At 71.8% G+C, this 24,582-nt stretch carries 19 protein-coding genes; 8 read left to right on the forward strand and 11 right to left on the reverse strand.

Annotated elements, in window-relative coordinates; all coding sequences use genetic code 11:
• The first annotated feature begins 32 nt into the window (after positions 1-32).
• From AB0C33_RS01475 to AB0C33_RS01485, 3 genes are read left to right on the forward strand one after another with little or no spacing between them, the layout of a single operon-like run.
• A complete protein-coding gene (locus AB0C33_RS01475) occupies positions 33-2,798 on the forward strand; it encodes a BTAD domain-containing putative transcriptional regulator (RefSeq protein ID WP_358282525.1) in 2,766 nt (921 codons plus the stop codon).
• Positions 2,795-3,415, forward strand: a complete 621-nt coding sequence (locus AB0C33_RS01480) for a hypothetical protein (RefSeq protein ID WP_358282527.1) — start codon at positions 2,795-2,797, stop codon at positions 3,413-3,415. Before AB0C33_RS01475 ends, AB0C33_RS01480 begins: the two co-directional genes overlap by 4 nt.
• Complete coding sequence (locus AB0C33_RS01485; protein WP_358282529.1) at positions 3,412-4,344, forward strand: hypothetical protein; 933 nt, start codon at positions 3,412-3,414, stop codon at positions 4,342-4,344. Before AB0C33_RS01480 ends, AB0C33_RS01485 begins: the two co-directional genes overlap by 4 nt.
• A gap of 63 nt (positions 4,345-4,407) precedes the next feature.
• On the opposite strand, the gene AB0C33_RS01490 is transcribed toward AB0C33_RS01485, so the two are convergent.
• The 5 genes from AB0C33_RS01490 to AB0C33_RS01510 all read right to left on the reverse strand — a co-directional run bounded on the left by AB0C33_RS01490 (position 4,408) and on the right by AB0C33_RS01510 (position 9,198).
• Positions 4,408-4,839, reverse strand: a complete 432-nt coding sequence (locus AB0C33_RS01490; RefSeq protein WP_352361855.1) for a MarR family transcriptional regulator — start codon at positions 4,837-4,839, stop codon at positions 4,408-4,410.
• 173 nt (positions 4,840-5,012) lie between these two features.
• The gene (locus AB0C33_RS01495) at positions 5,013-5,936 is read right to left on the reverse strand and encodes a hypothetical protein (protein WP_358282531.1); all 924 of its coding nucleotides are present in this window, start codon (positions 5,934-5,936) and stop codon (positions 5,013-5,015) included.
• Positions 5,937-5,966: 30 nt separating this feature from the next.
• Positions 5,967-6,479, reverse strand: coding sequence for a methylated-DNA--[protein]-cysteine S-methyltransferase (locus AB0C33_RS01500; protein WP_358282533.1), 513 nt, complete (start codon positions 6,477-6,479; stop codon positions 5,967-5,969).
• The gene (locus AB0C33_RS01505; RefSeq protein ID WP_358282535.1) at positions 6,476-7,879 is read right to left on the reverse strand and encodes an AlkA N-terminal domain-containing protein; all 1,404 of its coding nucleotides are present in this window, start codon (positions 7,877-7,879) and stop codon (positions 6,476-6,478) included. The genes AB0C33_RS01500 and AB0C33_RS01505 overlap by 4 nt, the downstream gene beginning before the upstream one ends.
• A 77-nt stretch (positions 7,880-7,956) precedes the next feature.
• Complete coding sequence (locus AB0C33_RS01510; protein WP_358282537.1) at positions 7,957-9,198, reverse strand: MFS transporter; 1,242 nt, start codon at positions 9,196-9,198, stop codon at positions 7,957-7,959.
• 75 nt (positions 9,199-9,273) lie between these two features.
• Here AB0C33_RS01510 and AB0C33_RS01515 point away from each other — a divergent pair, with 75 nt between their 5' ends.
• On the forward strand, positions 9,274-10,272 hold the full coding sequence (locus AB0C33_RS01515; protein ID WP_358282539.1) for a DUF5937 family protein: 999 nt from the start codon (positions 9,274-9,276) through the stop codon (positions 10,270-10,272).
• On the opposite strand, the gene AB0C33_RS01520 is transcribed toward AB0C33_RS01515, so the two are convergent.
• The 3 genes from AB0C33_RS01520 to AB0C33_RS01530 all read right to left on the reverse strand — a co-directional run bounded on the left by AB0C33_RS01520 (position 10,230) and on the right by AB0C33_RS01530 (position 13,065).
• Entirely contained in the window at positions 10,230-11,171 is a 942-nt protein-coding gene (locus AB0C33_RS01520; protein ID WP_352361843.1) for an NYN domain-containing protein, read from the reverse strand. The two genes, AB0C33_RS01515 and AB0C33_RS01520, sit on opposite strands and share 43 nt — an antisense overlap.
• A gap of 107 nt (positions 11,172-11,278) precedes the next feature.
• Positions 11,279-11,479, reverse strand: a complete 201-nt coding sequence (locus AB0C33_RS01525) for an acyl-CoA carboxylase subunit epsilon (protein WP_352361841.1) — start codon at positions 11,477-11,479, stop codon at positions 11,279-11,281.
• Positions 11,476-13,065 (reverse strand): acyl-CoA carboxylase subunit beta, encoded by a 1,590-nt coding sequence (locus AB0C33_RS01530; RefSeq protein ID WP_358282541.1) that lies wholly within the window; start codon positions 13,063-13,065, stop codon positions 11,476-11,478. The genes AB0C33_RS01525 and AB0C33_RS01530 overlap by 4 nt, the downstream gene beginning before the upstream one ends.
• 36 nt (positions 13,066-13,101) lie before the next feature.
• Between AB0C33_RS01530 and AB0C33_RS01535 the strand changes: the two genes are divergently transcribed.
• From AB0C33_RS01535 to AB0C33_RS01545, 3 genes are all read left to right on the forward strand, one after another.
• Complete coding sequence (locus tag AB0C33_RS01535; protein WP_358282543.1) at positions 13,102-13,983, forward strand: ABC transporter ATP-binding protein; 882 nt, start codon at positions 13,102-13,104, stop codon at positions 13,981-13,983.
• Positions 13,980-15,632 carry a hypothetical protein gene (locus AB0C33_RS01540; protein ID WP_358282545.1) on the forward strand — a complete coding sequence of 551 codons (1,653 nt, stop codon included), beginning with the start codon at positions 13,980-13,982 and terminating at the stop codon, positions 15,630-15,632. Before AB0C33_RS01535 ends, AB0C33_RS01540 begins: the two co-directional genes overlap by 4 nt.
• A 215-nt stretch (positions 15,633-15,847) precedes the next feature.
• On the forward strand, positions 15,848-18,424 hold the full coding sequence (locus AB0C33_RS01545) for a phosphoenolpyruvate carboxylase (protein WP_358283900.1): 2,577 nt from the start codon (positions 15,848-15,850) through the stop codon (positions 18,422-18,424).
• Positions 18,425-18,474: 50 nt separating this feature from the next.
• Here AB0C33_RS01545 and AB0C33_RS01550 read toward each other — a convergent pair whose 3' ends face one another.
• Positions 18,475-19,554, reverse strand: coding sequence for an epoxide hydrolase family protein (locus tag AB0C33_RS01550; protein WP_358282546.1), 1,080 nt, complete (start codon positions 19,552-19,554; stop codon positions 18,475-18,477).
• A 160-nt stretch (positions 19,555-19,714) separates the two neighbouring features.
• Between AB0C33_RS01550 and AB0C33_RS01555 the strand changes: the two genes are divergently transcribed.
• Complete coding sequence (locus AB0C33_RS01555; RefSeq protein ID WP_358282548.1) at positions 19,715-21,514, forward strand: hypothetical protein; 1,800 nt, start codon at positions 19,715-19,717, stop codon at positions 21,512-21,514.
• A 14-nt stretch (positions 21,515-21,528) separates the two neighbouring features.
• Here AB0C33_RS01555 and fdhD read toward each other — a convergent pair whose 3' ends face one another.
• Positions 21,529-22,371 (reverse strand): formate dehydrogenase accessory sulfurtransferase FdhD, encoded by an 843-nt coding sequence (gene fdhD / locus AB0C33_RS01560; RefSeq protein WP_358282550.1) that lies wholly within the window; start codon positions 22,369-22,371, stop codon positions 21,529-21,531.
• Entirely contained in the window at positions 22,368-24,572 is a 2,205-nt protein-coding gene (locus AB0C33_RS01565) for an FdhF/YdeP family oxidoreductase (RefSeq protein WP_358282552.1), read from the reverse strand. Before AB0C33_RS01565 ends, fdhD begins: the two co-directional genes overlap by 4 nt.
• Between the last annotated feature and the right edge of the window lie 10 nt (positions 24,573-24,582).

The raw sequence follows: 24,582 nt of genomic DNA on the forward strand, positions 1-24,582 counted from the left end.
GGCAGGACGCTGGACGGAGGAAGGGAGCGGCGATGCCGACGCGAGAGCCGACGCGAGAGCCGGCGCGCCCCCCGGGGCGGCACCAGCCCAGGCGGCCGCCTGCGCGCATCCCGGCCAGGCGGACCTTCGGCGACGTGCTCGCCGGGCTCGCGGCGCTGGTGGCGCTGGTGGCGTTGGTGGGCGGGGTGCCGTACGCGCTGCTCAGGTTCGCCGGGCCGCCGGTCACGTCCGAGATGCTCGATCTGCGGTTCTTCACCGCCGAGGCCGGGCCGAGCACGATCCAGGCCGTCCTGGTGCTGCTGGTGTGGCTGGCCTGGTTCCAGCTCTTCGTGTGCGTGCTGGTCGAGGTGTACGCCGGTGTCCGAAGAGTCGGGATGCCTGCCCGCGTACCGCTGTCGGGCGGCACGCAGGCGCTGGCCAACAAGCTCGTCGGCGCGGTGCTGCTGCTGTTCACGGCCGGGGCCATGATCGCGCCCATCGCGCGGATGGCCGCGCCGCCCGCCGCGCCGCCGGTCACTGCGGTCGCCTACTCCGCGCCGATCGTCGAGCAGACGCTGGAGACCCACAAGACCAAGAAGGTGTACGTCGTGCAGCCCCCGCACGGGAGGCACCACGAGAGCCTGTGGGAGATCGCGGAGAAGTGCCTGGGAGACGGCCGCCGATATCCCGAAATTTACCGACTCAACCAGGCCAAGGAGCAGCCGGACGGCACCCGCCTGCGCATGGCCGACCTGATCAGGCCCGGCTGGGTGCTCGACATGCCGGACGACGCCAGGAACGTGCACATCGTCCCCGCCGGCCAGTCCCGCGAGCAGACGCTGCGCGAGCACCCCGGCGTGGCCCACACCCGCGCCCAGCCCGACGCCCGGCACCACGCCGCCAAGAAGGCCACGGAGGGCACGGAGGGCACGGAGGGCACGGAGGGCAGGGCCACCGAGAAGAGCGACAAGGACCAGGCCAGGCACCGCAAGCCCGACGTCCGGCAGGACCAGCCCGAGATCACCATCAGGGAGGCCCAGAGCCTCGACCTGATCGACTACCTGGCCGGAGCCTCGCTGGCCGCCGCCGGGCTGCTGGCTCTGCTGGCCAGGAGGCGGCGGGAGCAGTTGTGGCGCAGGATGTTCGGGCGCCGGATCGTCCGGCCGCGCGACGACGCCGCCCAGGCCGAGGTCGCGCTCAGGCTGGGCGGCGACGCGCCGGGCGCGCGCATCCTCGACATCGGGCTGCGGCTGCTCGGCGCCGAGCTGGCCGCCCAGCACCGCACCCCGCCCACCGTCTACGGCGCCCACCTGTCCCCGCGCACGCTCGACCTGTGGATCCACCCGCCGGACGACGACCCGCCCGAGCCGTGGACGGCCCAGGACGGCGGCCAGGTCTGGCGCCTGCCCGCCCACGAAGGCCGCCTGCTGGAGGAGCAGCCGGGCGGCGCGCCGTACCCGGGGCTGGTCTCGATCGGCACGGACGCGAGCGGCCGGGTGCTGATCGACCTGGAGGCCGCGCAGGGCCTGATCAACGTCCGCGGCCCGCAGACCACCGCGGCGCTGGCCGCGCTCGCCGTCGAGCTGGCCACCAACCGCTGGTCCGACCGCATGCGCATCACGCTCGTCGGGTTCGGCGAGGAGCTGACCGTGATCGCCCCCGACCGGATCAGGGCCGTCGGCAGCCTGGCCGAGGTGCTGCCCGAGTTGGAGGCGACCGCCGCCCCGCGCCGGGAGGTGCTGACCGGACGCGTCTCCGGCAGCCCGCGCGACGCCCACTACCTGCTGTCGGCCGTGGCGCCCACGCACGAGGAGGCCCGCCGCCTGGCGCTGCTGGCCCGCCGGGACACCGCCGGGTACGTCCTGGCCGGCGACGTCCCGCACGCCACCTGGACGCTGGAGATCGGCGACGACGGCAAGGCGCGCATCGCCGAGCTGGGCTTCGAGGTCGAGGCCCAACTCCTGCCGCGCCGCCACTACAAGGCGCTGATCGACCTCTTCCGCACCGCCGGACGGCTCGACGGCGAGGCCTACCCCGAGGCCGAGCCGCTGGAGGGCCTGCACCCGCCCGCCGTCGAGATCAGGATGCTCGGCCCGATCGAGATCGCCGGGCTCGCGCCCCTCGAAGAGGGCCGAATGGCGCTGGCCACCGAGCTGCTGATCTACCTGGCCACGCATCCCGGCGGCGTGCATCCCGTCGTGCTCGGTGGCGTGTTGTGGCCGCGCGGGGTCCAGACCATGGTCAGGGACGCCACCATCGCCCGCGTCGCCGACTGGCTCGGCCCCGAGCACCTGCACGTCGACGAGGCCGGGCGGCTCAGGCTCGGCCCCGAGGTCCGCACGGACTGGGCCCTGTTCCGCGAGCTGGTCCGCCGCTCCCGGCACGACCCGACGGCCCGCACCGTCCTGCTGGAGAAGGCGCTCGGCCTGGTACGCGGCCCGCTCCTGGCCAACCGCCCGTCCGGCCGGTACGCCTGGCTGGCGGCCGACGACCTGGAGTACGACGTCGCGGCCGGCGTGGCCGACGCGGCCCACCGGCTGTGCGAGCTGCGGCTGGCCCAGGACGAGCCGGACGCGGCGGTGGCGGCCGTCCGGGCGGCATTGCTGCTGGCGACCGACGACGAGGGGCTCTGGCGCGACCTGCTGCGGGCCACCCACGCCACCGGGGACGCCGTCCGCATGCGGGCCGTGGTCGAGGTGCTGACCCGCAGGGCCGCCTCCCACCCGTACGGCGGCGGGATGGCCCCGGAGACCGAGGCGTTGATCGAGGAACTGCTGCCCTCGTGGCGCATCCACGTGGTGAGGGAGTCGTCCGCATGAGACGTATGACGGTGATCGCGCTCGTCCTGCTGGTGGCGGGGTGCGGGCAGGCCGAGCGGCCGTACACGCCGCAGCAGGGCCCGTCAGGGACCGCCTCGGCGACGGCGCCCGCGACGGGAGGCTCGGCGCGGCCCTCCGCGGACGCGCCCGGCGTCGAGACGGTCGAGGTCGGCGGCGGGAAGCTGCGGGTCGACATCGACTGGCCCGCCCGGCGCGACCCGCTCATGCGCGTCATCACCGACTGGTACCTCACCTCCCGCAAGGTGATGGTCTCGGGAAGCGATCGATACCTGAAGGATCTGGATCTCGAACTTCAGGCGGTGCGCCAGGCGTATGACGGAGTACGCCGGTACACCGAGGAGGACAGAAGGGTGAAGGGCGTCGCCAGACTGTACGGCCTGCGGGTCACGAAGGTGCTGGACAAGGGCGCGCAGATCGACACCTGCGTGGACGAGTCGAAGGCACGCGTGGTCAGCGCGAGCAGCGGCGAGGCCGTCTCGCCCCAGCCCTCCATCATGCGCGCCCCCTACCTCCAGAGGGCCCTCGCGCACCGCGGCGACGACGGCGTGTGGCGGATCCGGGAATTCCTCTATGACAAGGAAGGATGCGCGCGATGAACCGCGTGATCTCGCTGGCCACCGCGGCCCTCATGCTGCTGGGCCAGCTCGACGACCCCGGCGAGACGGCCGGCAGCCCCATCGAGCACGGCCGGACCAGAGGGATCGAGCTGCGCAACTCTCGGATCGTCATCTCCGGCAACGGCGCCAAGGGCGGCAACACCGACGGATACGTCCTCAAACGCCCCTGCTGGTACGAGCCCGGCATGACGGGTGCCGAGATGCTGAAGTCGCAGGAGGCCCTGCGCGACTACTGGTTCAGGTACACCAAGGACGCGTCCGAGGAGGGCTTCCAGGAGTTCCTCAAGCAGTTCAAGGACAAGGTCGGCAAGGACGGACGCTGGTGGGGCCCGGCGTACGACGCCTCCGACCCGAAGGGCCAGGTCTGCTTCGCGGCGCTCGACCCGTTCGTGTTCGTCCCGCCGGGCACGACGCCGCCCGCCGGGATCACGATCCGGGAGCTCGCCGAGATCGCCAGGGCGTCCCTGACCGTGCCCGAGCCCACGATCAAGCTGAGCCCCGACGCCAAGAGCTTCGTCAACCTGCCCACCTGGGTCTGGCTGGAGGGCCTGGGCGAGCGGCGCAGATCGGTGACCGCGGAGATCCCGGGCGTCATGAGCGTGACCGTGGTGGCGACGCTGAAGAGCATCAAGATCGACCCGGGCACCACGAAGGACCGGGCGGAGGTGCACGAGGAGGGCTGCGGGGCGGCCGGACGTCCGTACGCCAAGGGGGCCGCGTTCACCTGCGGCGTGCGTTACCTGCGAGCCTCGATCGACCAGCCGCGCGAGGCGTACCGGCTCACCGTCACCACGTCGTGGCCGGTGGAGACGACGGGTGACGCGGTGCCGTTCCAGTTCGCGCCGGTCGAGGCGGGGGCGACCCGGGACGTGCCGGTCGGCGAGATCCAGAGCAACGTGAAGCCGTGAGGGGCCGAGCTGGGCGATCACCGGGGCCGGCGGGCCTGGGCGATCAACCGCGGCCGGGCGGGCCTAGGCGATCACTGCGGCCAGCGGTGCCAGCTCGGGCTGCTCGGCCGCCTCCGCCAGCACCTCCTTCAGCACGGTGTCGTGCGTCGGGCCCGCCGCGGTCAGCAGATCGCGGCCGTCGGGGGTGACCTCGGAGTAGATGCCGCGCCGGTCGTCCTCGCACAGGTAGCGCTTGAGCAGGCCGCGCTTCTCCAGCCGGGTGACCAGCCGGGTCGTGGCGCTCTGGCTGAGCACGACCGCGCGGGCGAGCTGCTGCATGCGCATGTGCCAGCCGTCCTGGCGGGCCAGGGCGTCGAGCACCGTGTACTCGCTCACGCTCAGGCCGTGCGCCTTCTGCAACGCCTTCTCCAGCCTGTCCTCGATCTTCGCGTGCAGGGCGGCGAGGGTGCGCCACCCCTGGGCACGCGCCTCCACGGCGTCGTCGGCCAGAGGCATGTGAACCCCCTCCTCGTGCTCGTGTCAACGATTAGCAAGCGCCTGCAAATGATGCCTACGCCGTCTAACGTCGCATGAGCCCCATTCTATGCCGCCCTGCCGACGGGGCCCGCATCGCCCGAAGGCGATCACAGGGCCGACGCGAGACCGTCGCGTCGGCCCTGTGATGTGCTTCAGCTCCGGTCGAAGAGCTCTTCTGCGGCCTCGACGGTGAGAGCCTTGTCGATCCAGCTCTCGAGAAGGCCGAGGTCGGTGCACTGACCGATCCGGTCGGCCGCTTCCTCCGGCACCGTGATGCCTCGTGCCTCCAGGATCCGCAGGATCGCCTTGGCCTCGCCCTTGGCCTCTCCCTTGGCCTCTCCCTTGGCTTCACCGAGGGCCTCGCCTTCGGCTAGGCCTTCGGCCTTGCTCTCGGCGACCCACTGGCGGACCCACTTGCTCTTAGGCTCGCGTGTTCCCATGGCCATAGTGAACTCCAGGAATTTGTTGACGGCGACCTCGGGCAGCATTGCGAGAACGAGGTCAACGTAGATTTCATGCTCTCTGGGCAGATGCTCCAGAGAGTCGACGAAGGTTTGCAGGATCTTGAGGCCCTCCTCGCCCTCGTTGCCGTGCACGATGGCCGAGAGCGTGGCGAGCTCCGGTTCGGCGATGGCCTGGAGGAGGTCGGTGACCTTGGGGATCTGGTCAGGTCCGATCACGATCGGATGGAGTGTCCAACCGGGGTGCCCCATGTCGATGGCCCGCGCGCACTTGCGCGCCTCCTTGCGGTCTGGGCAGAAGACCAGCAGCAGGCACGGGCCCTTGATGCGGGCACGTAGCGTGGCCAGGTAGACGGGCCAGGACCAGGCCTTCTCCTCCCGGTACCGCCGCTGCACCTCCACGACGACCCCTGCCAGCGGCTTTCCGTCATTGAGGACGACGACCGCGTCGGCCCGGAACTCGGTCGGCTGGCAGGCGGTGAAGTCCGGACTCTCCAGCCGGGCCTCATTGAATCGGGGGACCGGCACGCCCGCCTCGGTCAGCAAGGTGGCGACGAGGGAGGGGCGTTGCCGGACGAGTTCCAGGAGGAACTCATGTTCCAATGTCGGCGACATGCGAACACGTTACCGAACGCAGTCGTTCCATTACTTTAGGTTGAGGGTTTGTCCGCTTTCGTGGGCGAGGAGCCATTCCTTGACCGGGACGCCGTAGTAGTAGCCGCCGTAGCCGCCCGTGCTGGGCAGGACGCGGTGGCAGGGGACGAAGGGGGCGATGAGGTTCTGGGCGCAGGCGGAGCCGGCGGCGCGGGCGGCGGTACGGGGGAGGCCGGCGGCCTGGGCCAGCTCGGCGTACGAGACCGTCGTCCCCGCGCGGACCTCGCGCAGCGCTTCGTGCAGGCGCTTGCGGGTGGGGGAGCCGGGCTGCGAGACCGGGACGGCGTCCAGGGCGTCGAGGTCGCCGTCGAAGTAGGCCCGGACGGCTTCGGCGGGGGCGCCGAGGTCGTCCGCCACGTCGAGACCCTCCGCCTGCAGGGCCGGGGTGAGGCGGACGAACATCTCCGCCGGGTCGGCCGTGAAGCCGCCCGCGACGAGGACGCCCTCGCGGGTGAGCAGCGAGAGCGAGCCGATCGGCGTCGGCAGGACCTGGGCAGTGATCATGAAGAGCTCCAGAGGTGCAGGGCGGCGTAGGCCCGCCAGGGCCGCCACCGTTCGATGTGGTCGTCGGGGATGCCCAGGGCAGCCATGCGCTTGTTCAGCACGAGGTCGCCCGTGGGCCAGGCGTCGGGGTCGCGCAGCGCGCGCAGCGCGATGTAGCTGGCGGTCCAGGGGCCGATGCCGGGCACCTTCAGCAGCTCGGACCCGGCCTCGGCCGGGTCCTGGCCGCCGTCGAGGTCGATGTCGCCGTCGGCGACCCGGCCCGCCAGGTCGGCGAGGGTGGCGATCCGGCGGTTGGTCAGGCCGAGGCCCGTCAGGTCGGCCTCCCGCAGCTCGGCCGCGGTGGGGAAGAGCGGGCCGCCGGTCCTGGCGACGATGCGGCCGAGCAGAGTACGGGCTCCGGCCACCGAGATCTGCTGGCCGACCACCGCGCGTACGGCCAGCTCGAAGCCGTCGAACGTGCCCGGCACCCGCAGTCCGGGCCGGGCCTCGACGAGCGGGGCCAGCGAGGTCTGGCCGAGCGCCTCGGCGATGGCGTCGGGGTCGGCGTCCAGGTCGAGCAGGCGGCGGCAGCGGGCGACGATGCGGGCGAGCTGCCGGGTGTCGGCCAGGGCCACGTCGAGCGCGATGTGGTCCGGCCGGGGGGTGAGCGTGATCGTCCCGCCCGGCACGGCCCTGGAGTACGACTCCGGGCCCGCGACCTCAAGGCCGGGGATGGCGCGGGAGGTCAGGAACCCGAACACGCCCGCCACGTCGTACGGCTCGCGGCGGTGCAGCCGCAGCCTCAGCGTGACCGGCCCGGCGGCCTCGGGCTCGGGCGGCGCCGCCGGACGCCCGGCCGTGGCGCGCAGCTCGCTGGGCGTGAAGCCGTACGTCTCCCGCATCGTGGCGTTGAACTGCCGCACGCTGCCGAACCCGGCGGCGAACGCCACCTCGGTGACCGGCAGCCCGGTCTCCGTCAGCAGCTGCTTGGCCAGCAGGAGCCGCTTGGTGCGGGCCACGGCCAGCGGCCCGACGCCCAGCTCGGCCACGAACAGCCGGTGCAGGTGGCGTTCGGTGATGTGCAGCCGCCGGGCCAGCCCGGCCACGCCGCGCTCGTCGGCGGCTCCGTCGTCGATCAGCCGCAGGGCCCGGCCGATGAGGTCGCCGCGCAGATCCCAGCCCGGATCGCCGGGCGACAGCTCGGGACGGCAGCGTTTGCACGGCCGGAACCCGGCCGCCTCGGCCGAGGCCGCGTGCCGGTAGAAGCGCACGTTCCTGGAGGAGGGGGTACGCGCCGGGCAGATCGGCCGGCAGTAGATGCGCGTGGTCGTCACCGCGGTGTAGAAGCGCCCGTCGAACCGGGAGTCCCTGGCGGAGACCGCCCGGTAACAGGAGTCGAAGTCGAGCTCTAGGGGTGACATGCCCCCGAGACTATGCGCGGGCCGCGGGTGCCGACCGGCGGAAATCGGACCTCACCATGAAAACGCAGGTCAGCAGGTCAGTACGGTCGATCGGCGGTATTCGGACCTGATCGGCGAAGGGCTGAGAAGTGGATCGGCAGCCAGCTCACGGCCATGAGCAGCGCGCCCGCCCAGAGCGGCGCGCGCACCCCCCACACCTCGCCGAGCAGCCCGGCCAGCAGCCCGCCGAGGCCGACCGCGCCCATCAGCAGCAGCCGCATGGTGGCCGTCATCCGGCCGAGCAGGCGGTCCGGCGTGACCCGCTGCCGCATGCTGACCAGCAGCACGTTGTTCACCCCGGTACGGAAGGTCAGCACGAACCACGCCGCCGCCGCGGCCCACAACCACGGCCCGGCGTCGAGGAGCGGGATCACCAGCGCGGCCGGGGCGGTGGCCAGGCTGACCAGCCACACCGCGCGGCCCGTGCCGAAGCGCCGGCCGAGCAGATGGGCCGACGACGACCCGGCGAGCACACCGAGCCCGCCCACCGCCAGGTACGCCCCGAACACCCACTCCGGATAGCCGAGCCGCCCGACGATGAGCACCGGCAGCAGGACCGAGCAGAGCGGGAACGCCAGGTTCGCCATCGTGCCCTGGACCAGGGCCGCGACCAGCACCCGGTTGCCGAGGATGAACCGCACGCCCTCCGCGATCCGGGCCCGCAGGGACTCCGCGGCCTCCGGCGAGCCGTCCCCGGGGATTGCCGGTTCGGGGACGCCGCGCAGCCAGGCCGCCGACCACAGGTAGCTCAGCGCGTCCAGCAGCACGGCCAGCGGCGCGCCCACGACCTGGGCCAGCACCCCGGCGAGGCTGCGTCCGGCGACGTCCATGCCCGCGGCCGTGCCCACCAGCAGCGAGTTGGCCGACGTCAGCCGCTCGCGCCCGACCAGCCCTGGCACGATGCTCATGGACGCCACGTCGAACAGCAGCGACCCGGCCCCCACGAGCACCGTCACCACGTAGAGCTGCGCCATGGACAACGCCCCGGCCCACCAGGCCGCCGGCACCGACAGCAGCGCCACGGCCCGTGCGGCGTCCATCGCGATCATCAGGCGGCGCCGCCGGACGCGGTCCACCCACGCCCCGGCGGGCAGCCCGATCACCAGGGCCGTGAGCGTGGCGAGCGCCGAGAGCAGCCCGACCTCGCCCGCGCCCGCCCCGAGGGCGGTCACGGCGAGCAGGGGGAGGGCGACGTAGGTGATCTGGCTGCCGAGCTGGCTGACCGCGCCGGCGACGAACAGGTTGCGGAACGCGCGAAGCCGCAGAAGCGGAGCTTCCATCAAGGTTGCTGACATGTCGGCAGGATGCTGAAATGTCGAGCAAGGCCGCTATCGATTAAGTGACAAGCAAATTCAATGACCCTCGACCTGACGTTCACCGCCCACGACCTCGCCAACATCCGCTTCGCCGTCTCCCCGCTCGGCGAGGTCGTCGCCAGCGCGCGCGTGGTGAAGAACCCGGCCGCGCACCCGCTCCTGCGTCCCTGGGCCGACCAGGTGCGCCGCCGCCTCCAGGACGTGGACTGGCGACTGCTGTCGGACCTGGTCCCGGTGCCCACCGTCTCGATCGCGGGCTTCACCTGCACCCCGCCCTCGACGTCCATGCCGGACCTGGAGCTGGAACTCGCCACGATGCGGGGCGCGGCCGCCCGGGTCCGCACGGATCTGGACCACATCGGCGGTCCCCGGACGAAACGGGTGCAGGCCCTCTACGACGACCCGGAGCAGGGCCTCGAACGCCTGGCCACTGAGGTGGCCGGTTACTGGGAGGCGGCGATGGCGCCGTACTGGCCGCGGATCAGGTCGCTGCTGGAGGGCGAGATCCTGCACCGCGCCCGGCTGCTGGCCGAGGGCGGCGCCCAGCGCATGCTGGCCGACCTCGACGACACCGTCACCTGGGACGACGGCACGCTGCGGTTGGAGCACCGGTACGTGTCCGGCCGCCGGTCACTGAGAGGGCTCGGGCTGCTGCTGGTGCCGTGCGTGTTCGCCTGGCCGCGGGTCCTGTCGGTCACGACGCCGCCGTACCAGCCGACCGTGCGCTACGCGCCGCGCGGCATCGCGACGCTCTGGGAGCGCCGCGAGGTGGACCCGCCCGAGGCGCTGGCCGCCGTGCTCGGCAGGACGCGCGCCCGGCTGCTGGCCGAGCTGGACCAGCCCGCCTCGACGCGCGACCTCGCCCAGCGCGCCGGGCTCTCCGAGCCCGGCGTCAACCAGCACCTGACGGCGCTGCGCAAGGCCGGCCTGTGCACCGCGCACCGCACCGGCCGGTACGTGCTCTACGCCCGCACGGCGGTCGCCGAGACGCTGCTCTACTTGGAGGAGACCCCCACCCCCAGGTCGAACTCCCGGTAGACGCGCGCCCAGAACCCGTCGCGCAGCCAGACCCGGGCCTCCGGGTAGGGCCGCAGCGAGTGCCCGAGCTCCTTCTCCGCCTCGATCAGCAACTCGGTGTCGATCACCGTCGGCAGGATCGGGCCGGGCAGCAGGTCGCGGATGTTGTCGCGGCCGCGGGTGAGTATCCACTTCTGGGCGACGTGCTCGCCGACGTCCTCCACGCGCGGACGGCTGGGCCCCAGCTTGGCGACCTGGCCGGGCTTGGCGTGCGGCTTGACCGGCGCGCGCCCGGCGAACACCTGGGCGGGCGAGGGAGCCGTGACGGGCGGGGTGACGGCGACCGGCTGCGGAGCGCGACTGAAAAACGGTCTCAGGAAATCGGCGGAGATCACTTCCACCGTGTCGGACTCCCACACCAGGCGCTCGGCCTGGTTGGTGCCGTAGGGCGGCTCGACGCCCCACAGGTGGATGCGCACGCCGTACGCCTGAGCCGCCTCGACCGCCGGAACCATGTCCTCATCGCCCGCCAGCAGGATCGTGTCGGTCACCGCGTGATGCCGGGCGAGCGCCTCCAGGTCGCTCCTGATCTGCGCGTCGACGCCCTTCTGCTGGCCGCGGGCGTTGAGGTTGCCGAGGCGCACCTTGACCCACGGAAGCTGGGCGATGACACGCTGATCGACGGTCGGCACACGGTCGCGGGCGGCGTCATACCAATAGATCCGCAGAAGTTCGCCGGAAATACGTTCCTCTGCATGTTTCTGTAGACTCTGGATGAGCTCATCGGCGGCCACCCGATATTCCTTGCGTTCCTTCGCGCCGAGCAGCACCTCACCTGCCGCAGCGTAGAGATAACCGACATCCACTAGGACGGCGTACTTGGCTGCCACAGGATGCGGCATGAGGTCTGGGATGGCCATGTCGTCCTCCAGGCCGCGGTGTTAGTTGATCGGCTGACTATATACGCCTACTTTCTCTAGATAGTCCCAACTCCCGGGGAACTTGACACCCGATTCCCGGGATCTATCTAGGGTAGTGCGCTCATCCGCCAAGCCGCCTTCCCCGGCAGGCCAGGGTTACGCATACCTCTGGCGGGGTTTCGCCATGTTTGTCTACGGGGTCTCTCGGGTTCGGCGTACGAGCTCCGCCGCGTGGCGAGCACGGCCACCACGGCCGCGATCTCCTCGGGCGTGGCGTCGCCGCGGACTATGCGCAGGTGGTCGCTCATAGAGGAATGTTCCCATGCTTCTTCGGCGGCAGCGAGGCTCTCTTGTTACGCAACGCGCGAAGTGCCCGGACAACTTGCGGCCGGGTTTCGGACGGCCGAATCACCGAGTCCACATAGCCGCGTTCGGCCGCGATGTACGGATTGGCCAAAGTGTCCTCGTACTCGGTGACGAGCCGGGCGCGCTCGGCGTCGGGGTCGTCGGAGGCCGCCAGTTCGCGCCGGTAGAGGATGTTGACCGCGCCCTGCGCGCCCATGACCGCGATCTGGGCGGTGGGCCAGGCGAGGTTGACGTCCGCGCCGAGGTGCTTGGAGCCCATGACGTCGTACGCGCCGCCGTAGGCCTTGCGGGTGATGACCGTGACCAGCGGGACCGTGGCCTCGGCGTAGGCGTACAGGAGCTTGGCGCCGCGGCGGATGATTCCGTTCCATTCCTGATCGGTGCCGGGGAGGAATCCCGGTACATCAACAAAAGTCAGGATCGGAATATTAAAGGCATCACAAGTTCGAATAAATCTGGCGGCCTTCTCGGAGGCGTCGATATCCAGACATCCGGCGAAATGCATCGGTTGGTTGGCGACGACCCCGACCGGCTGGCCGTCCACGCGGCCGTAGCCGACCACGATGTTCGGCGCGAACAGCGCGTGGACCTCCAGGAACTCCCCGTCGTCGAGCACGTGCTCGATCACCTGGTGCATGTCGTACGGCTGGTTGGGGGAGTCGGGGATCACCAGGTCGAGCTCGGGGTCGGGCGCCAGGTCGGCGGCGGCGGCGAAGGCCGGTGGCTCGTCCAGGTTGTTGGAGGGCAGGTAGGACAGCAGCGCCTTGACGTAGTCGAGGGCGTCCTCCTCGTCGGCGGCCTGGTAGTGGGCCACGCCCGACTTCGTGTTGTGCGCGCGGGCCCCGCCCAGCTCCTCGAACGTGACCTCCTCGCCGGTCACCGTCTTGATCACGTCAGGGCCCGTGATGAACATGTGGGACGTCTGGTCCACCATCACCACGAAGTCGGTCAGGGCGGGCGAGTAGACGTGTCCGCCGGCCGCGGCGCCCATGATGAGCGAGATCTGCGGGATCACGCCGGAGGCGTGCACGTTCCGCTTGAAGATCTCCGCGTAGAGGCCGAGCGCGACCACGCCCTCCTGGATGCGCGCGCCGCCGCCCTCGTTGATGCCGATGATCGGGCAGCCGGTCTTGAGCGCCAGGTCGATCACCTTGACGATCTTCTCGCCGTACACCTCGCCGAGGGAGCCGCCGAAGACCGTGACGTCCTGGGAGAACACGCAGACCTGACGGCCGTCGATCGTGCCGTGGCCGGTGATGACGCCGTCGCCGTACGGACGCCGCTTCTCCAGCCCGAACATCGTGGACCGGTGGCGGGCGAACTCGTCGAACTCCACGAACGAGCCCTCGTCGAGCAGCGCGAGCACCCGCTCGCGCGCGGTCATCTTGCCCTTGGCGTGCTGTTTGTCCACCGCCGACGACGAGCCGGCGTGCACGGCCTCGTCGAGCCTTCGCTCCAGGTCGGCGATCTTGCCCGCGGTGGTGTGGATGTCCGGCATCTCCGGCATGGGATCGGCGGCTGCGCTCATGCGCGTTAGGCTAACCCGTCCTCCTAGAGTGGATCCATGACGGATGCGGTTCGCTCCCACGGCCTGTACAAGCGCTACGGCGCGCAGGTCGCGGTGGCCGGGGTCGACCTCGTGGTCCCGGCGGGCAGCTTCGCGGGCCTGGTCGGTCCCAACGGGGCCGGCAAGACCACCACGCTGAGCATGATCACGGGCCTGCTGCGGCCCGACGGCGGCCAGGCCGCGATCGACGGGTTCGACGTCTGGCGCGACCCGGTCGCCGTCAAGGCGCGCATCGGCGTGCTGCCCGAGGGGCTGCGGCTGTTCGAGCGGCTGTCGGGCCGCGAGCTGCTGCTCTACAACGGCCGGCTGCGCGGCATCCCCAAGGCCGACGTCGAGCAGCGCGCGGGCGAGCTGCTCGACGTCATGGACCTGACCGGGGCCGCCGACAAGCTCGTCGTCGACTACTCCACCGGCATGCGCAAGAAGATCGGGCTGGCCGCCGCGCTGCTGCACAACCCGTCCGTGCTCTTCCTCGACGAGCCGTTCGAGGGGGTCGACCCGGTCAGCTCCAACACCCTGACCGAGGTGCTGCGGCGTTTCACCGCCTCCGGCTCGACGGTCATCTTCTCCAGCCACGTCATGGACCTCGTCGAGCGGCTGTGCGACTGGGTGTCGGTGATGAGCGGCGGCCACATCGTCGCCCAGGGGCCGCTGGAGCAGGTGCGCGGCGGCTCCAGCCTCAACGAGGCGTTCATGCGGCTGGTCGGCGGCGGCTCCCGCGCCCACGGCGAGGCCGGGCTGAGCTGGCTCGGCGCCCGCCCCGGCAACCAGCCCCCGACCGTGCCCCCTGCCATGCCCCCGACCGCACCCCCGACCGCGCCCCCTGCCATGCCCCCGACCGTGCCTCCGGCCGCCGCCGCGCCCCAGGACACGCCGTGAGCGCCGCAGGGAAGGCGCCGGGGAGCCCCGCCGGGGCCGTCCCGGACAGAGCCGCCGGGGCGTCCGCCGTCACGGGGTCGCCCATGGCGACGGCCGCGCTGTTCGCGCGGCTCAAACTGCGCCTGATGGCCGGCAACCTGCGCGGCGACGTGCAGCGCAAGCTCGGCTTCGTCTTCACCCTGCTCGCCGCGGCCGGCCTGGCCGTGCTCGGGTTCCTGCTGATGAGCCTGCTCAGGCTGGCGCCCTCCGACGTCGCCGCCGAGCTGGTGATCGTCGCGTTCGCGTTCTTCCTGGTGAGCTGGATGATCGTGCCGCTGCTGGCGTTCGGGCTCGACGACACGCTCGACCCGGCGCGGCTGTCGCTGTTCCCGCTGCGTACGCGCGAGCTGGCCGTCGGGCTGTTCACCGCGTCCGCGACGGGCGCGTGGCCGCTGGCGATGCTGATCGTCACGGCCGGCGCGCTGGTCGGGCTGCCCACGGGCATCGGGGGCGTGCTGCTCGGCGTGCCCGCGGTGCTGCTGCAGTTCGCGCTCTGCGTGGTCACCTCGCGGCTGATCACCACCGCGCTGTCCGGGGCGCTGCGCAGCCGGCGCGGGCGTGACGTGCTGGCCGTGGCCGCCCTGTTCGTGGTGCTGCTGGCGCAGCTGCCCAACCTGCTGATGAACCGCGGCCTCGGCGACCCCGCCGCGATCCTCCACCGGCTGGCCGGCGTCCTGCGCTGGACGCCGTCGGGCATGGCCGCGCACGCCATGGCCGACGGCGGCCTGGTCGGCGTGGCGGAGCTGGCCGCCGTCGCGGTGCTGGTCGTGGTGGTCGCCTGGCTGTGGATCAAGGCGCTCGGCCGGGCCCTGGTCTCGCCGGACGCCTCGACGCAGGCGGCCTCCGTCCGCCGGGAGCGCGGCCTGGCCGACCGGCTTCTGCCCGACGGGCCGCTGGCGGCCGTGGTGACCAAGGAGCTGAAGTACATCAGGCGGGAGCCGAGGTTCCGCGTGGGCTGGTTCTCGTCGGTCGTGGTGACCGTCGTCCTGGCGTTCTCGCTGAACAACAGCACCGAAGGGCAGGCGGGGGCGGTGCTGCCGGTGCTGATCACCGGTATGGGCGCGCTGATGATCTCGTTGCAGTCGGGCAACGCGTTCGGCATCGACGGGCGTTCCCTGTGGATGAACGCCGTGGCCTTCGGCTCGGAGGAGGACCTGCGCCGTGACCTGGCGGGCCGCCACCTGGCCAACATCCTGGTCGCCGCGCCGCTGCTGCTGCTCGTGGCGGTCGCGGCGGCGTTCCTCACCGGCAGCCAGGAGGCCGTCGTGCCGGCGTTCCTGACCGGGCTGGGCGCCCTCGGCGTCGGGCTCGGGGTCGGCTCGGTGACCAGCGTGACGATCCCGTACACGCTGCCCGAGCGGATGAACGCCTTCAGCGGCGCCGCGCCCGGCCAGGGCGGTCAGGCGTTCGCGTCGTCGATCGGGGCGATGCTCGGGATCGCGCTGATGTCGCTGCCGATCGTGCTGCCGCTGGCGTTCGGGCTGATGTGGGTGTCGGTGCTCGCGCCCTTCTACGGCCTGCTGATCGAGGTGCTCGGCAGACGCCTCGCCGGCAAGATCGGCTTCCCCCGCCTCCCCGAGCTCCTGGCGGCCGTCTCCAAGGCGAGCTGACTGGCCTCACTCCGTGAGGCCGGCTCGGTCGCCGGATGCCGCCACCTTCCCCCGCTCTGGTCGCTGCGCTCCCGCCGCTCCTCCAGGTGACGGCGCTCCCTCGCGGTGGTCTAGTCCAATGGGCGAGACCGCCATGCGGTCGCCGAAAGTGAGTCGATACCCTTCGAAGCATGATTGACCAGGGGCTCGAGCGTCGTAGTGCCGCCGTGACCGAGATGCCTGACGAGCTGCGCCACGACGTGCGCATGCTCGGCAAGCTGCTCGGCCAGGTGATCGCCGAACAAGGTGGCGAAGACCTGCTGGCCGACGTCGAACGGTTGCGCAAAGCCGTCATCGCGGCGCGCAGAGGCGAGATTTCCGCCGACGAGATCACCGAAATGGTCGCCGGATGGGAGATCGAGCGGGCGGTCGCGGTCGCCCGCGCGTTCACCTGCTACTTCCACCTGGCGAACCTGGCCGAGGAGCACTACCGGATCCGCACGCTGCGCGAGCGCGACGCCGAGGGGAGGGTGCAGCGGGAGTCGCTGGCGCAGGCCGTCCACGAGCTCGGCGAGGAGCGCGTGAGCGAGCTGTTGCAGGGGCTGGAGCTGCACCCGGTGCTGACCGCGCACCCCACCGAGGCGCGCAGGCGCGCGGTCGTCACCGCCATCCAGCGCATCAGCGGTCAGCTCACCGAGTACAACGCGCCCGGGCGCGGCGCGTCCGAGCGCGCCGAGAGCAGGCGCCGCCTGCTGGAGGAGATCGACCTGCTGTGGCGGACGGCCCAGCTGCGCTCCACCAAGCTCGACCCGCTCGACGAGGTGCGCACCGCCATGGCCGCCTTCGACGAGACGCTGTTCCGCATGGTGCCCCAGGTCTACCGCTCGCTCGACGCGGCGCTCGACGCGGGCACCGGCACCCGTCCGCCGCTGGCCAGGCCCTTCATCCGCTACGGAAGCTGGATCGGCGGCGACCGCGACGGCAACCCCAACGTCACCGCCAAGGTCACCCGCGACACGATCCAGATCCAGTCCGAGCACGTGCTGACCGCCCTGGAGACGGCCTGCACGCGCATCGCCCGCACGCTGACCGCCTCCGCCCAGTTCTCGCCCTGCTCGGCCGAGCTGAAGGGCGCGCTGGCCGCGGCCGTCGACGCGCATCCCGAGCTGGTCTCCGAGCTGGCCACCCGCTCGCCGCGCGAGCCGCACCGCCAGTGGCTGCTGTACGTGGCCGCCCGCATCGCCGCCACCCGCCGCCGCGACCTCGACCTCGCCTACCGGGCGCCCGCCGAGCTGCTGGCCGACCTGCGGCTGGTGCAGGAGTCGCTGGCGAGCAGCGCGCCGCGGCAGGCGTACGGGGAGCTGCAGCACCTCGTCTGGCAGGTCGAGACGTTCGGCTTCCACCTGGCCGAGCTGGAGGTGCGCCAGCACTCGCAGGTGCACGCGGCGGCCCTGGAGGAGATCAGGGCCGGCGGCGAGCTGTCGGAGCGCACCGAGGAGGTGCTGGCCACGATCCGGGTGATCGCCTGGATCCAGGAGCGGTTCGGCGTCACGGCCTGCTCCCGCTACGTGGTCTCCTTCACCCGTTCGGCCGACGACATCGCTGCCGTCTACGAGCTGGCCGGGCACGCCCTGGGCGACCGGGCGCCGGTGCTCGACGTGGTGCCGCTGTTCGAGTCCGGCCAGGACCTGGCGAACTCGCCGCGCGTGCTGAGCGGCATGCTGGAGATCCCGCAGATCCAGGACCGCCTGGCCGCGACCGGCCGGCGCATGGAGATCATGCTCGGCTACTCCGACTCGGCCAAGGAGCTGGGCCCGGCGGCCGCCACCCTCCGCCTCTACGAGGCGCAGGAGGAGCTGACCGTGTGGGCCCACGAGCACGACGTCAAGCTGCGCATGTTCCACGGCCGCGGCGGCGCGCTCGGCCGCGGCGGCGGCCCGGCCAACCGGGCGGTGCTGGCGCAGGCGCCCGGCTCGGTCGCGGGCCGCTTCAAGGTCACCGAGCAGGGCGAGGTCATCTTCGCTCGTTACGGGCACATCGCCATCGCCCGCCGCCATCTGGAGCAGGTCACCAACGCCGTGCTGCTGGCCTCCTCGCCCACGGTCGGCGCCCGCACGGCGGCCGCCGCCGAGCGGTTCCGCGGCCTGGCCCAGCAGGTGGCCACGGCCTCGGAGGAGGCCTACCGGGCGCTCACCGAGGCCCCCGGGTTCCCCGAGTGGTTCGCGCTGGTCAGCCCGCTGGAGGAGATCGGCTCGCTGCGGCTCGGCTCCCGTCCGGCCCGCCGCGGCCTTGGGGCGCCGCGCTCGCTGGACGACCTGCGGGCCATCCCGTGGGTGTTCGCCTGGGCCCAGACCCGCGTCAACCTGCCCGGCTGGTACGGCCTGGGCACCGGCCTGGCCGCCGTCGGCTCCCTCGACGAGCTGCGCGCGGCCTACGCCGAATGGCCGCTGTTCAACGCGATGCTGGACAACGCCGAGATGTCGCTGGCCAAGACCGACCGGTCGATCGCCAAGCGCTACCTGGCGCTCGGCGGCCGCGACGACTTCGCCCGCCAGGTGCTGGAGGAGTACGACCGCACCCGCGAGCTGGTGCTGCGGGTGACCGGCCACACGCGGCTGCTGGAGAACCGCAAGGTGCTCTCGCGGGCCGTGCAGCTGCGCGACCCGTACGTCGACGCGCTGTCGCACCTGCAGCTGCGGGCGCTGCGCGCGATGCGCACCGAGGACCTGTCGGAGCAGGAGCGGGAGCGGCTGTCCACGTTGCTGCTGCTGTCGGTCAACGGCGTGGCCGCCGGCCTGCAGAACACGGGCTGAACACGCGCGGACGGCCCGGCGGGGGGCCGGGCCGTCCGAAGTGCGCGGAATCAGCGCAGGCTGTCGAAGAAGGCCGTGATGTCGGATGTGAGCGCCTCCGTGGCGCTGTGAGCGGTGTAGTGGCCGTGGGCGGGGGCGGGCAGGGTCTTCCACGAGACGATGCCGTGGTGGTCGCGCTCGGCGAAGCGGCGGATCGACGTGAAGTCGCCCTCGGCCATGGCCAGCGCGGTCGGGGTGGTCGTCGGCTCCTGCGGCTGCTCCATGCGGGCGTTCTCCCAGTAGAGCCGCAGAGCCGAGCCGGCGGTGCCCGTGAACCAGTGGATCGAGGCGTTGGTCAGCACGAAGTCGTCGTCCAGGTCCTCGTCGAAGAGCTGGGCGAGCCAGCCGACGAGCCCGGCGGGGGAGTCGGCGAGGGCGTGCGCGAGCGTCTGCGGCTGCTGCGACTGCAGGACGTTGAACGCGCCCTTCTCCTTCCAGAACCAGTCGAGCACGGCCAGCCCGGCCTGGTCCTCCTCGCTCAGGTCGGCGAACTCGGCCGGGTCGCCGGAGGGGAAGGAGAACAGCTGGGTGACGTGCACGCCGACGACGTGCTCGGCGTCGATCCGGCCCAGCTCGGGGGAGATCATCGAGCCGCCGTCGTTGCCGACGGCGCCGTAGCGCTCGTAGCCGAGGCGGGCCATCAGCTCGGCCCACGCCCCGGCGATGCGCCGGTTGTTCCAGCCGAGCTCCTTGGTCGGGCCGGAGAAGCCGAAGCCGGGCAGCGACGGGACGACCACGTGGAAGTGGCGCGACAGCGGCTCGATGGCGTCGAGGTACTCGGCGACGGTGCCGGGCCAGCCGTGGGTGAGGATCAGCGGCAGGGCGTCGGGGTTGTCGGAGCGTACGTGGATGAAGTGGATGTTCTGCCCGTCGATCTCCGTGGTGAACTGCGGGTAGGCGTTGAGCCTGGCCTCCTGGGCGCGCCAGTCGAAGCCGGACTGCCAGTGGGCCACCAGGCGCTTGACCCGCTCGACGCCCACGCCCTGGTCGGCGCCCGGGATCTCGTCGGCGAAGCGGGTCAGCGCGAGCCGGGCCCGCAGGTCGTCGAGGTCGGCCTGGGAGATCTCGATGCGGAACGGGCGGATGCTCATGAGGGGTCCTCTCGACCGAAGAAGCGGAACGGCTTGTTCTGTTCCAACTATAGCAGAACGGAACGCTTCATTCCACAATTTTCACAAGGCGGTTCCAAGTGACTTCCAAGGATCACTGAGCAGCATGGGGGCTTTGATGAGCGCAGAAAGGGACCCCCTCATGAAAAGGACAGCCTTGCTGCTGGGCGCGGTGATGCTCGGCAGCCTGCTGGCCGCTCCTCCGGCCCTGGCCGCCGCCGCCCCGGCGACCTCGGTGACCCGGGTCAGGGCCGTTCCCGCCGGTCAGGCGGGGGAGTGCCCCACGACCGTGGCCTTCTCCGCCACCGTGGCCGCCAAGGGCAAGGGCACCGTGCGGTACCGCTGGGTACGCGGTGACCGCAGCAAGAGCGCCATCAGGAGCTTCCGCGTGAACGGCGCGCGCAAGGTCGTCGTGAGGGACCGCCAGACCTTCGACCGCGACACGACCGGCTGGCAGGCCGTCGAGGTGCTCGGCCGGCGCGGCCTGTCGGCCAAGGCCCGCTTCCGCGTCGCCTGCGCCGGAGCCCCGCAGCGGTACGACGTGGTCAACCCGCTGCCCGCCCAGCCGGACAAACCGCTTGAGGCGGCCGCGAGCGTGCAGGCGAGCCCGCCCCGCCAGGACGGCCACTGCCCGGCCACCGTGACGTTCACCGCGACCATCCAGGTCTCGCGCACCCCCGCCAAGGTCGGCTACCAGTGGATCGACAGCGCCACGGGCGAGGGCGCGGTGGAGTCGCTGTACTTCGCCGCCGGCGCCCCGCGCAGCAGGCAGGTCACGCTGCCGCTGTCCGTGGGCACCTCCACCGCGGGCTGGAAGTCGGTACGGATCCTCAACGCCGGCGGGCACGACTCCGCGCGGGCGTCGTACGAGGTGACCTGCCGCGCCACGCCGGGCCCCAAGCCCACCACGACGCCCACCAGCACGCCCACCCCGACGCCGACGACCTCCCCGACGCCGAAGCCGACCACGACCACGGAGCCCCCGGCGCAGCAGCCGCAGGCGGCGATCAGCGCCCTGACGCCCGGCGACTACGAGGGCTACTGCGACGAGCCCATCGCCTACCAGGCCACCGGCCGCATCACCCTCCCGGCGGGCCCGGCCGCCAGCGTCGGCTACTGGTGGACCCTCGACGGCGCCGAGTGGCAGCACCAGACCGTCAGCTTCCCGGCCGGCACCCAGCCCAGGTCGCAGGACGTCACCGCCGCCTGGAGCCTCGACCAGTCGAAGACCGGCTCCCACAAGCTGGCCCTGACCACCCAGCCCGCCGCGGCCCAGGCCGCCGAGCGCACGTTCGCCCTGTCCTGCACGACCGACCCCGACCCCGCCAAGCTGGCCATCCCCTACATGCTGACGCCCGTCTACCAGGGCGACTGCACCGGCTCCATCGGCATGCGGGCCGACGCCCGGATCACCACCGACCGCCAGGCCGAGGTCCGCTACCGCGTCGTCGTGGACGGCAAGCCCGGCCCGGTCAGGACGCAGGAGGCCAAGCCCGACAGGGCCCAGATGATCGGCGACCTGTTCTACATCTCCCCGAAGGCCAGCGGAAGCGGTGTGATCCGCATCGAAGTGCTGAACCACAACAAGCTGGTCAGGGAGAGGCCGTACACGGTGACCTGCGTGCCGGTGGACCCGTCGCCGGGCACGGTGCGGATCAGCGAGTTCCGGCCGGTCCACTACTTCGGCGACTGCGCCGAGGCCCCGTACGTGACCGCCCACGGCGCCTTCCGCGCCGCGCCGGACACCGAGATCACCTGGCGCTGGGTCATCGACGGCAAGCCCACGGAGCCGGCCACGTACAAGACCAACTCCGGCGGTCTGCTCCAGGTGCAGGCGGCCAACTGGCACCGGGACACGAAGACCTCCGGCGTGGTCCGGCTGGAGGTGCTGAACCACAACAAGCCGGCCATCGAAGGCACCTATCCGGTGACCTGCGAATAAGCCTCACAAGGCAACTAGGACGTGACGACGCGCTCCTGCCCGGCGTAGACGTTGCAGCGCTCGCCGCGCAGGAACCCCACCAGCGTCAACCCGAACTCCCCGGCCAGATCGACGGCCAGGGACGAGGGCGCCGACACCGCGCAGACCGCCGGGACGCCGGCCGCCAGCGCCTTCTGCATGATCTCGTAGCTGGCCCTGCCGCTGACCATGAGCACGTGCTCGGCCAGCGGCAGCCGGTCCGCCAGCGCCGCCCAGCCGACCAGCTTGTCCACGGCGTTGTGCCGGCCGACGTCCTCGCGCAACGCCAGCAGCGTGCCCGTCGCCGAGAACAGGCCCGCCGCGTGCAGCCCGCCGGTCTTGCCGAACACGCCCTGGGCCGCGCGCAGCGCGCCCGGAAGGCCGTAGAGGACCTCGGGGGTGAGTTCGAGGGAGCCCCTGGGGATCGGCTTGCACCGGCCGTGCAGCGCGTCGAGGCCGGCCGAGCCGCAGACGCCGCACGCGCTGGAGGTGAGGAAGTGCCGGTCGAGCGCGGGCAGGTCGGGCACCGGGCCGTGCAGGCGGACGGTGACGGTGTTGTAGCGGGCCTCGGGCGGCAGGTCGTCGTCCGTGCAGTACGCGATGGCCGCGATGTCGTCCGGCCCGGCCAGGCCCTCGCCGCTCAGGAACCCGGCGGCCAGCTCGAAGTCGTGCCCCGGCGTGCGCATGGTGATGGCGACCGTCTTGCGGGCGCCGTCGCCGCCGGTGAGGCGGATCTCCAGCGGCTCCTCCGTGGCCAGGTCGTCGCGCCGGTCGCGGGAGCCGGAGCCGGTCAGCTCCCGGATGCGGACGCGGGTGGTGGGCCCGGGACGCGCCTTCACAGCGGCCGCACGGTGACGAGCGCGTTGTAGTCGGGGATGCGCGCCTGTGGCGAGCGCCGGGCCTCGTCGAGCAGGACGTTCCCCTCCGGCCAGTGGATCTGCAGGTTGCCCGGCATCAGCGGGGCCCGCAGCACCTTGCCCTGGTAGGAGCGCTCGCCCGCGCGCAGCTCGACCGGCGCGCCGTCGGCCAGCCCGAGCCGGTCGGCGTCGTACGGGCTCATCAGCACGGCCTCGCGCGCCGCGCCGTTGAAGCCGTCGAGCCGCTCGTGGACCATGCTGTTGAACTGCTTGCCGCGCCTGGTCGCGACCTTGAACGTGCCGTCGGGGCGCTCAAGGGCGGGCGGCTCGACCACGGAGAAGACGGCCAGCCCGTCGGGCGTCTGGAAACGGCCGTCGGCGAAGAGGTGGCGGCCGCCGTACTGGACGTTGTCCCCGAACTTCCGCAACCCGGAGATGCCCTGGTAGAACGGCACGACCTGCTCGATCTCCGCACGGATCTGCGGAGTGCCGGTGAACCGCACATGGTCGGCTATCTCCGGACGGGTACGGGCGGCCAGCTCGGCGAAGATCTTCCACTCCGGCCACGCCTCGCCCACGCGCGGCCCCTCGACCTCGGGCGAGAAGATGATCCGCCGCTCGGTGGAGGTCTCGGTCACGCCGCCGACCATCTCGTAACGCGTCTGGGCCGGCAGCAGCAGCACGTCGCCCTCGCCCGGCACGAGCATCTGCGAGGACAGCACGATGTCGATGTGCACCCGCAGCCCCAGCCTGGACAGCGCCTCCCGGCAGTAAGCGGGGTCGGGCAGCACCTCCAGGAAGTTGCCGCCGGAGGAGACGAGCGCGTCGAGCTCGCCCCGGTGAGCCGCGTCGATCATGTCGGTCGCGGTCAGCCCGGCCGTGTCGGGCACCTGGAAGCCCCACAGCTCGGTGAACTTGGCGGCGTTGGCGGACGTGATCGGCAGACCGCCGGGGAAGCCGGTCGCGTACGCGCCCATCTCGGCCCCGCCCTGCACCCCGCTGTGCCCCCGGATCGGCATCAGCCCGCACTTGTCACGCCCGAGGAAGCCGCGCGCGAGCGCCAGGTTGACGATCGCCCGGACGTTGTCCTCCCCGTAGGAGTGCTGGGTGATGCCCATCGACCAGACCAGCACCGCCGAGCGCGCCCGCCCGAGCAGCTCGGCCAGCCGGAACATCTGCTCCTTGGTCGCCCCCGAGAGCGCTTCGAGCTCGGCCCACGACTGGGCCTCGACGGCCTTGCGCGCCTCCTCGAACCCGGACGTGCGCCCGGTCACGAACGCCTTGTCCACCCAGTCGTTCTCGATGAGGTGCTTGAGGACGCCGTTGAGGAAGCCGATGTCGCCGCCGACGTTCACGCCGAAGAACTCGTCGGTGATCTTCGTGCCGAACAGCGCGGACTCGGCGTTGGAGGGCACCCAGTACTTGTCCATGCCCGGCTCGCGGTAGGCGTTGACCATGGCGATCCGGGTGCCGGCCTTCTTGGCGTGGTAAAGGTACTTCATCGCGACCGGCTGGTTGTTCGACGGGTTCGAGCCGATGAAGACGATCAGGTCCGAACCGATCCAGTCGGTGTAGGAGCAGGTCGTGGCCGCCGCGCCGATGGTCTGCTTGAGGGCGACCGTCGAGGGCGAGTGGCAGATGCGGGCGGCGTTGTCGACGTTGTTGGTGCCGAGCGCCCGCACCGCCTTCTGCGCCGCGTAGTAGTTCTCGTTGGGCACCCCGCGGCTGGTCAGGTACGTGCCGAAGCGCGCGCCGCGCAGCCGTTCGGCCGCCACCCGCAGCGCCTCGTCCCACGTGACGCGGGTGAAGCCGGGCTCGCCGGCCCGCCGCAACATCGGGTACGGCAGCCGCCCCAGCTCCCGCAGCTCCGCGCTCTTGCGCCCGGCCAGCCCCGAGACGTCGCGCAGCAGCGACACGTCGAGCGCGGGCATGGTGTTGAGCGGCAGCAGGCGCAACCTGATGTTGCACAGGTGGATCTCGTCCATCGTCCAGTCGCGCATGCCGTGCGTGCCGAGCGCGCAGCCGTCGCAGGTGCCCTGGTTGAGTATGCGCCAGGCGTAACGCCTGTTGCCCTTGACCGACCTGAACGCCTTCCACAGCTCCAGGTAGTTGTTCGGCTTGCGCAACCCGAGGCCGAAGGGCCGCCACGATGCCCAGTTGCGAGGGTCAGGACGTCTGCTCATCCCCCCATCT

Origin of the sequence: Nonomuraea sp. NPDC048881 (assembly GCF_040649795.1) — a bacterium.
Taxonomy (GTDB): domain Bacteria; phylum Actinomycetota; class Actinomycetes; order Streptosporangiales; family Streptosporangiaceae; genus Nonomuraea.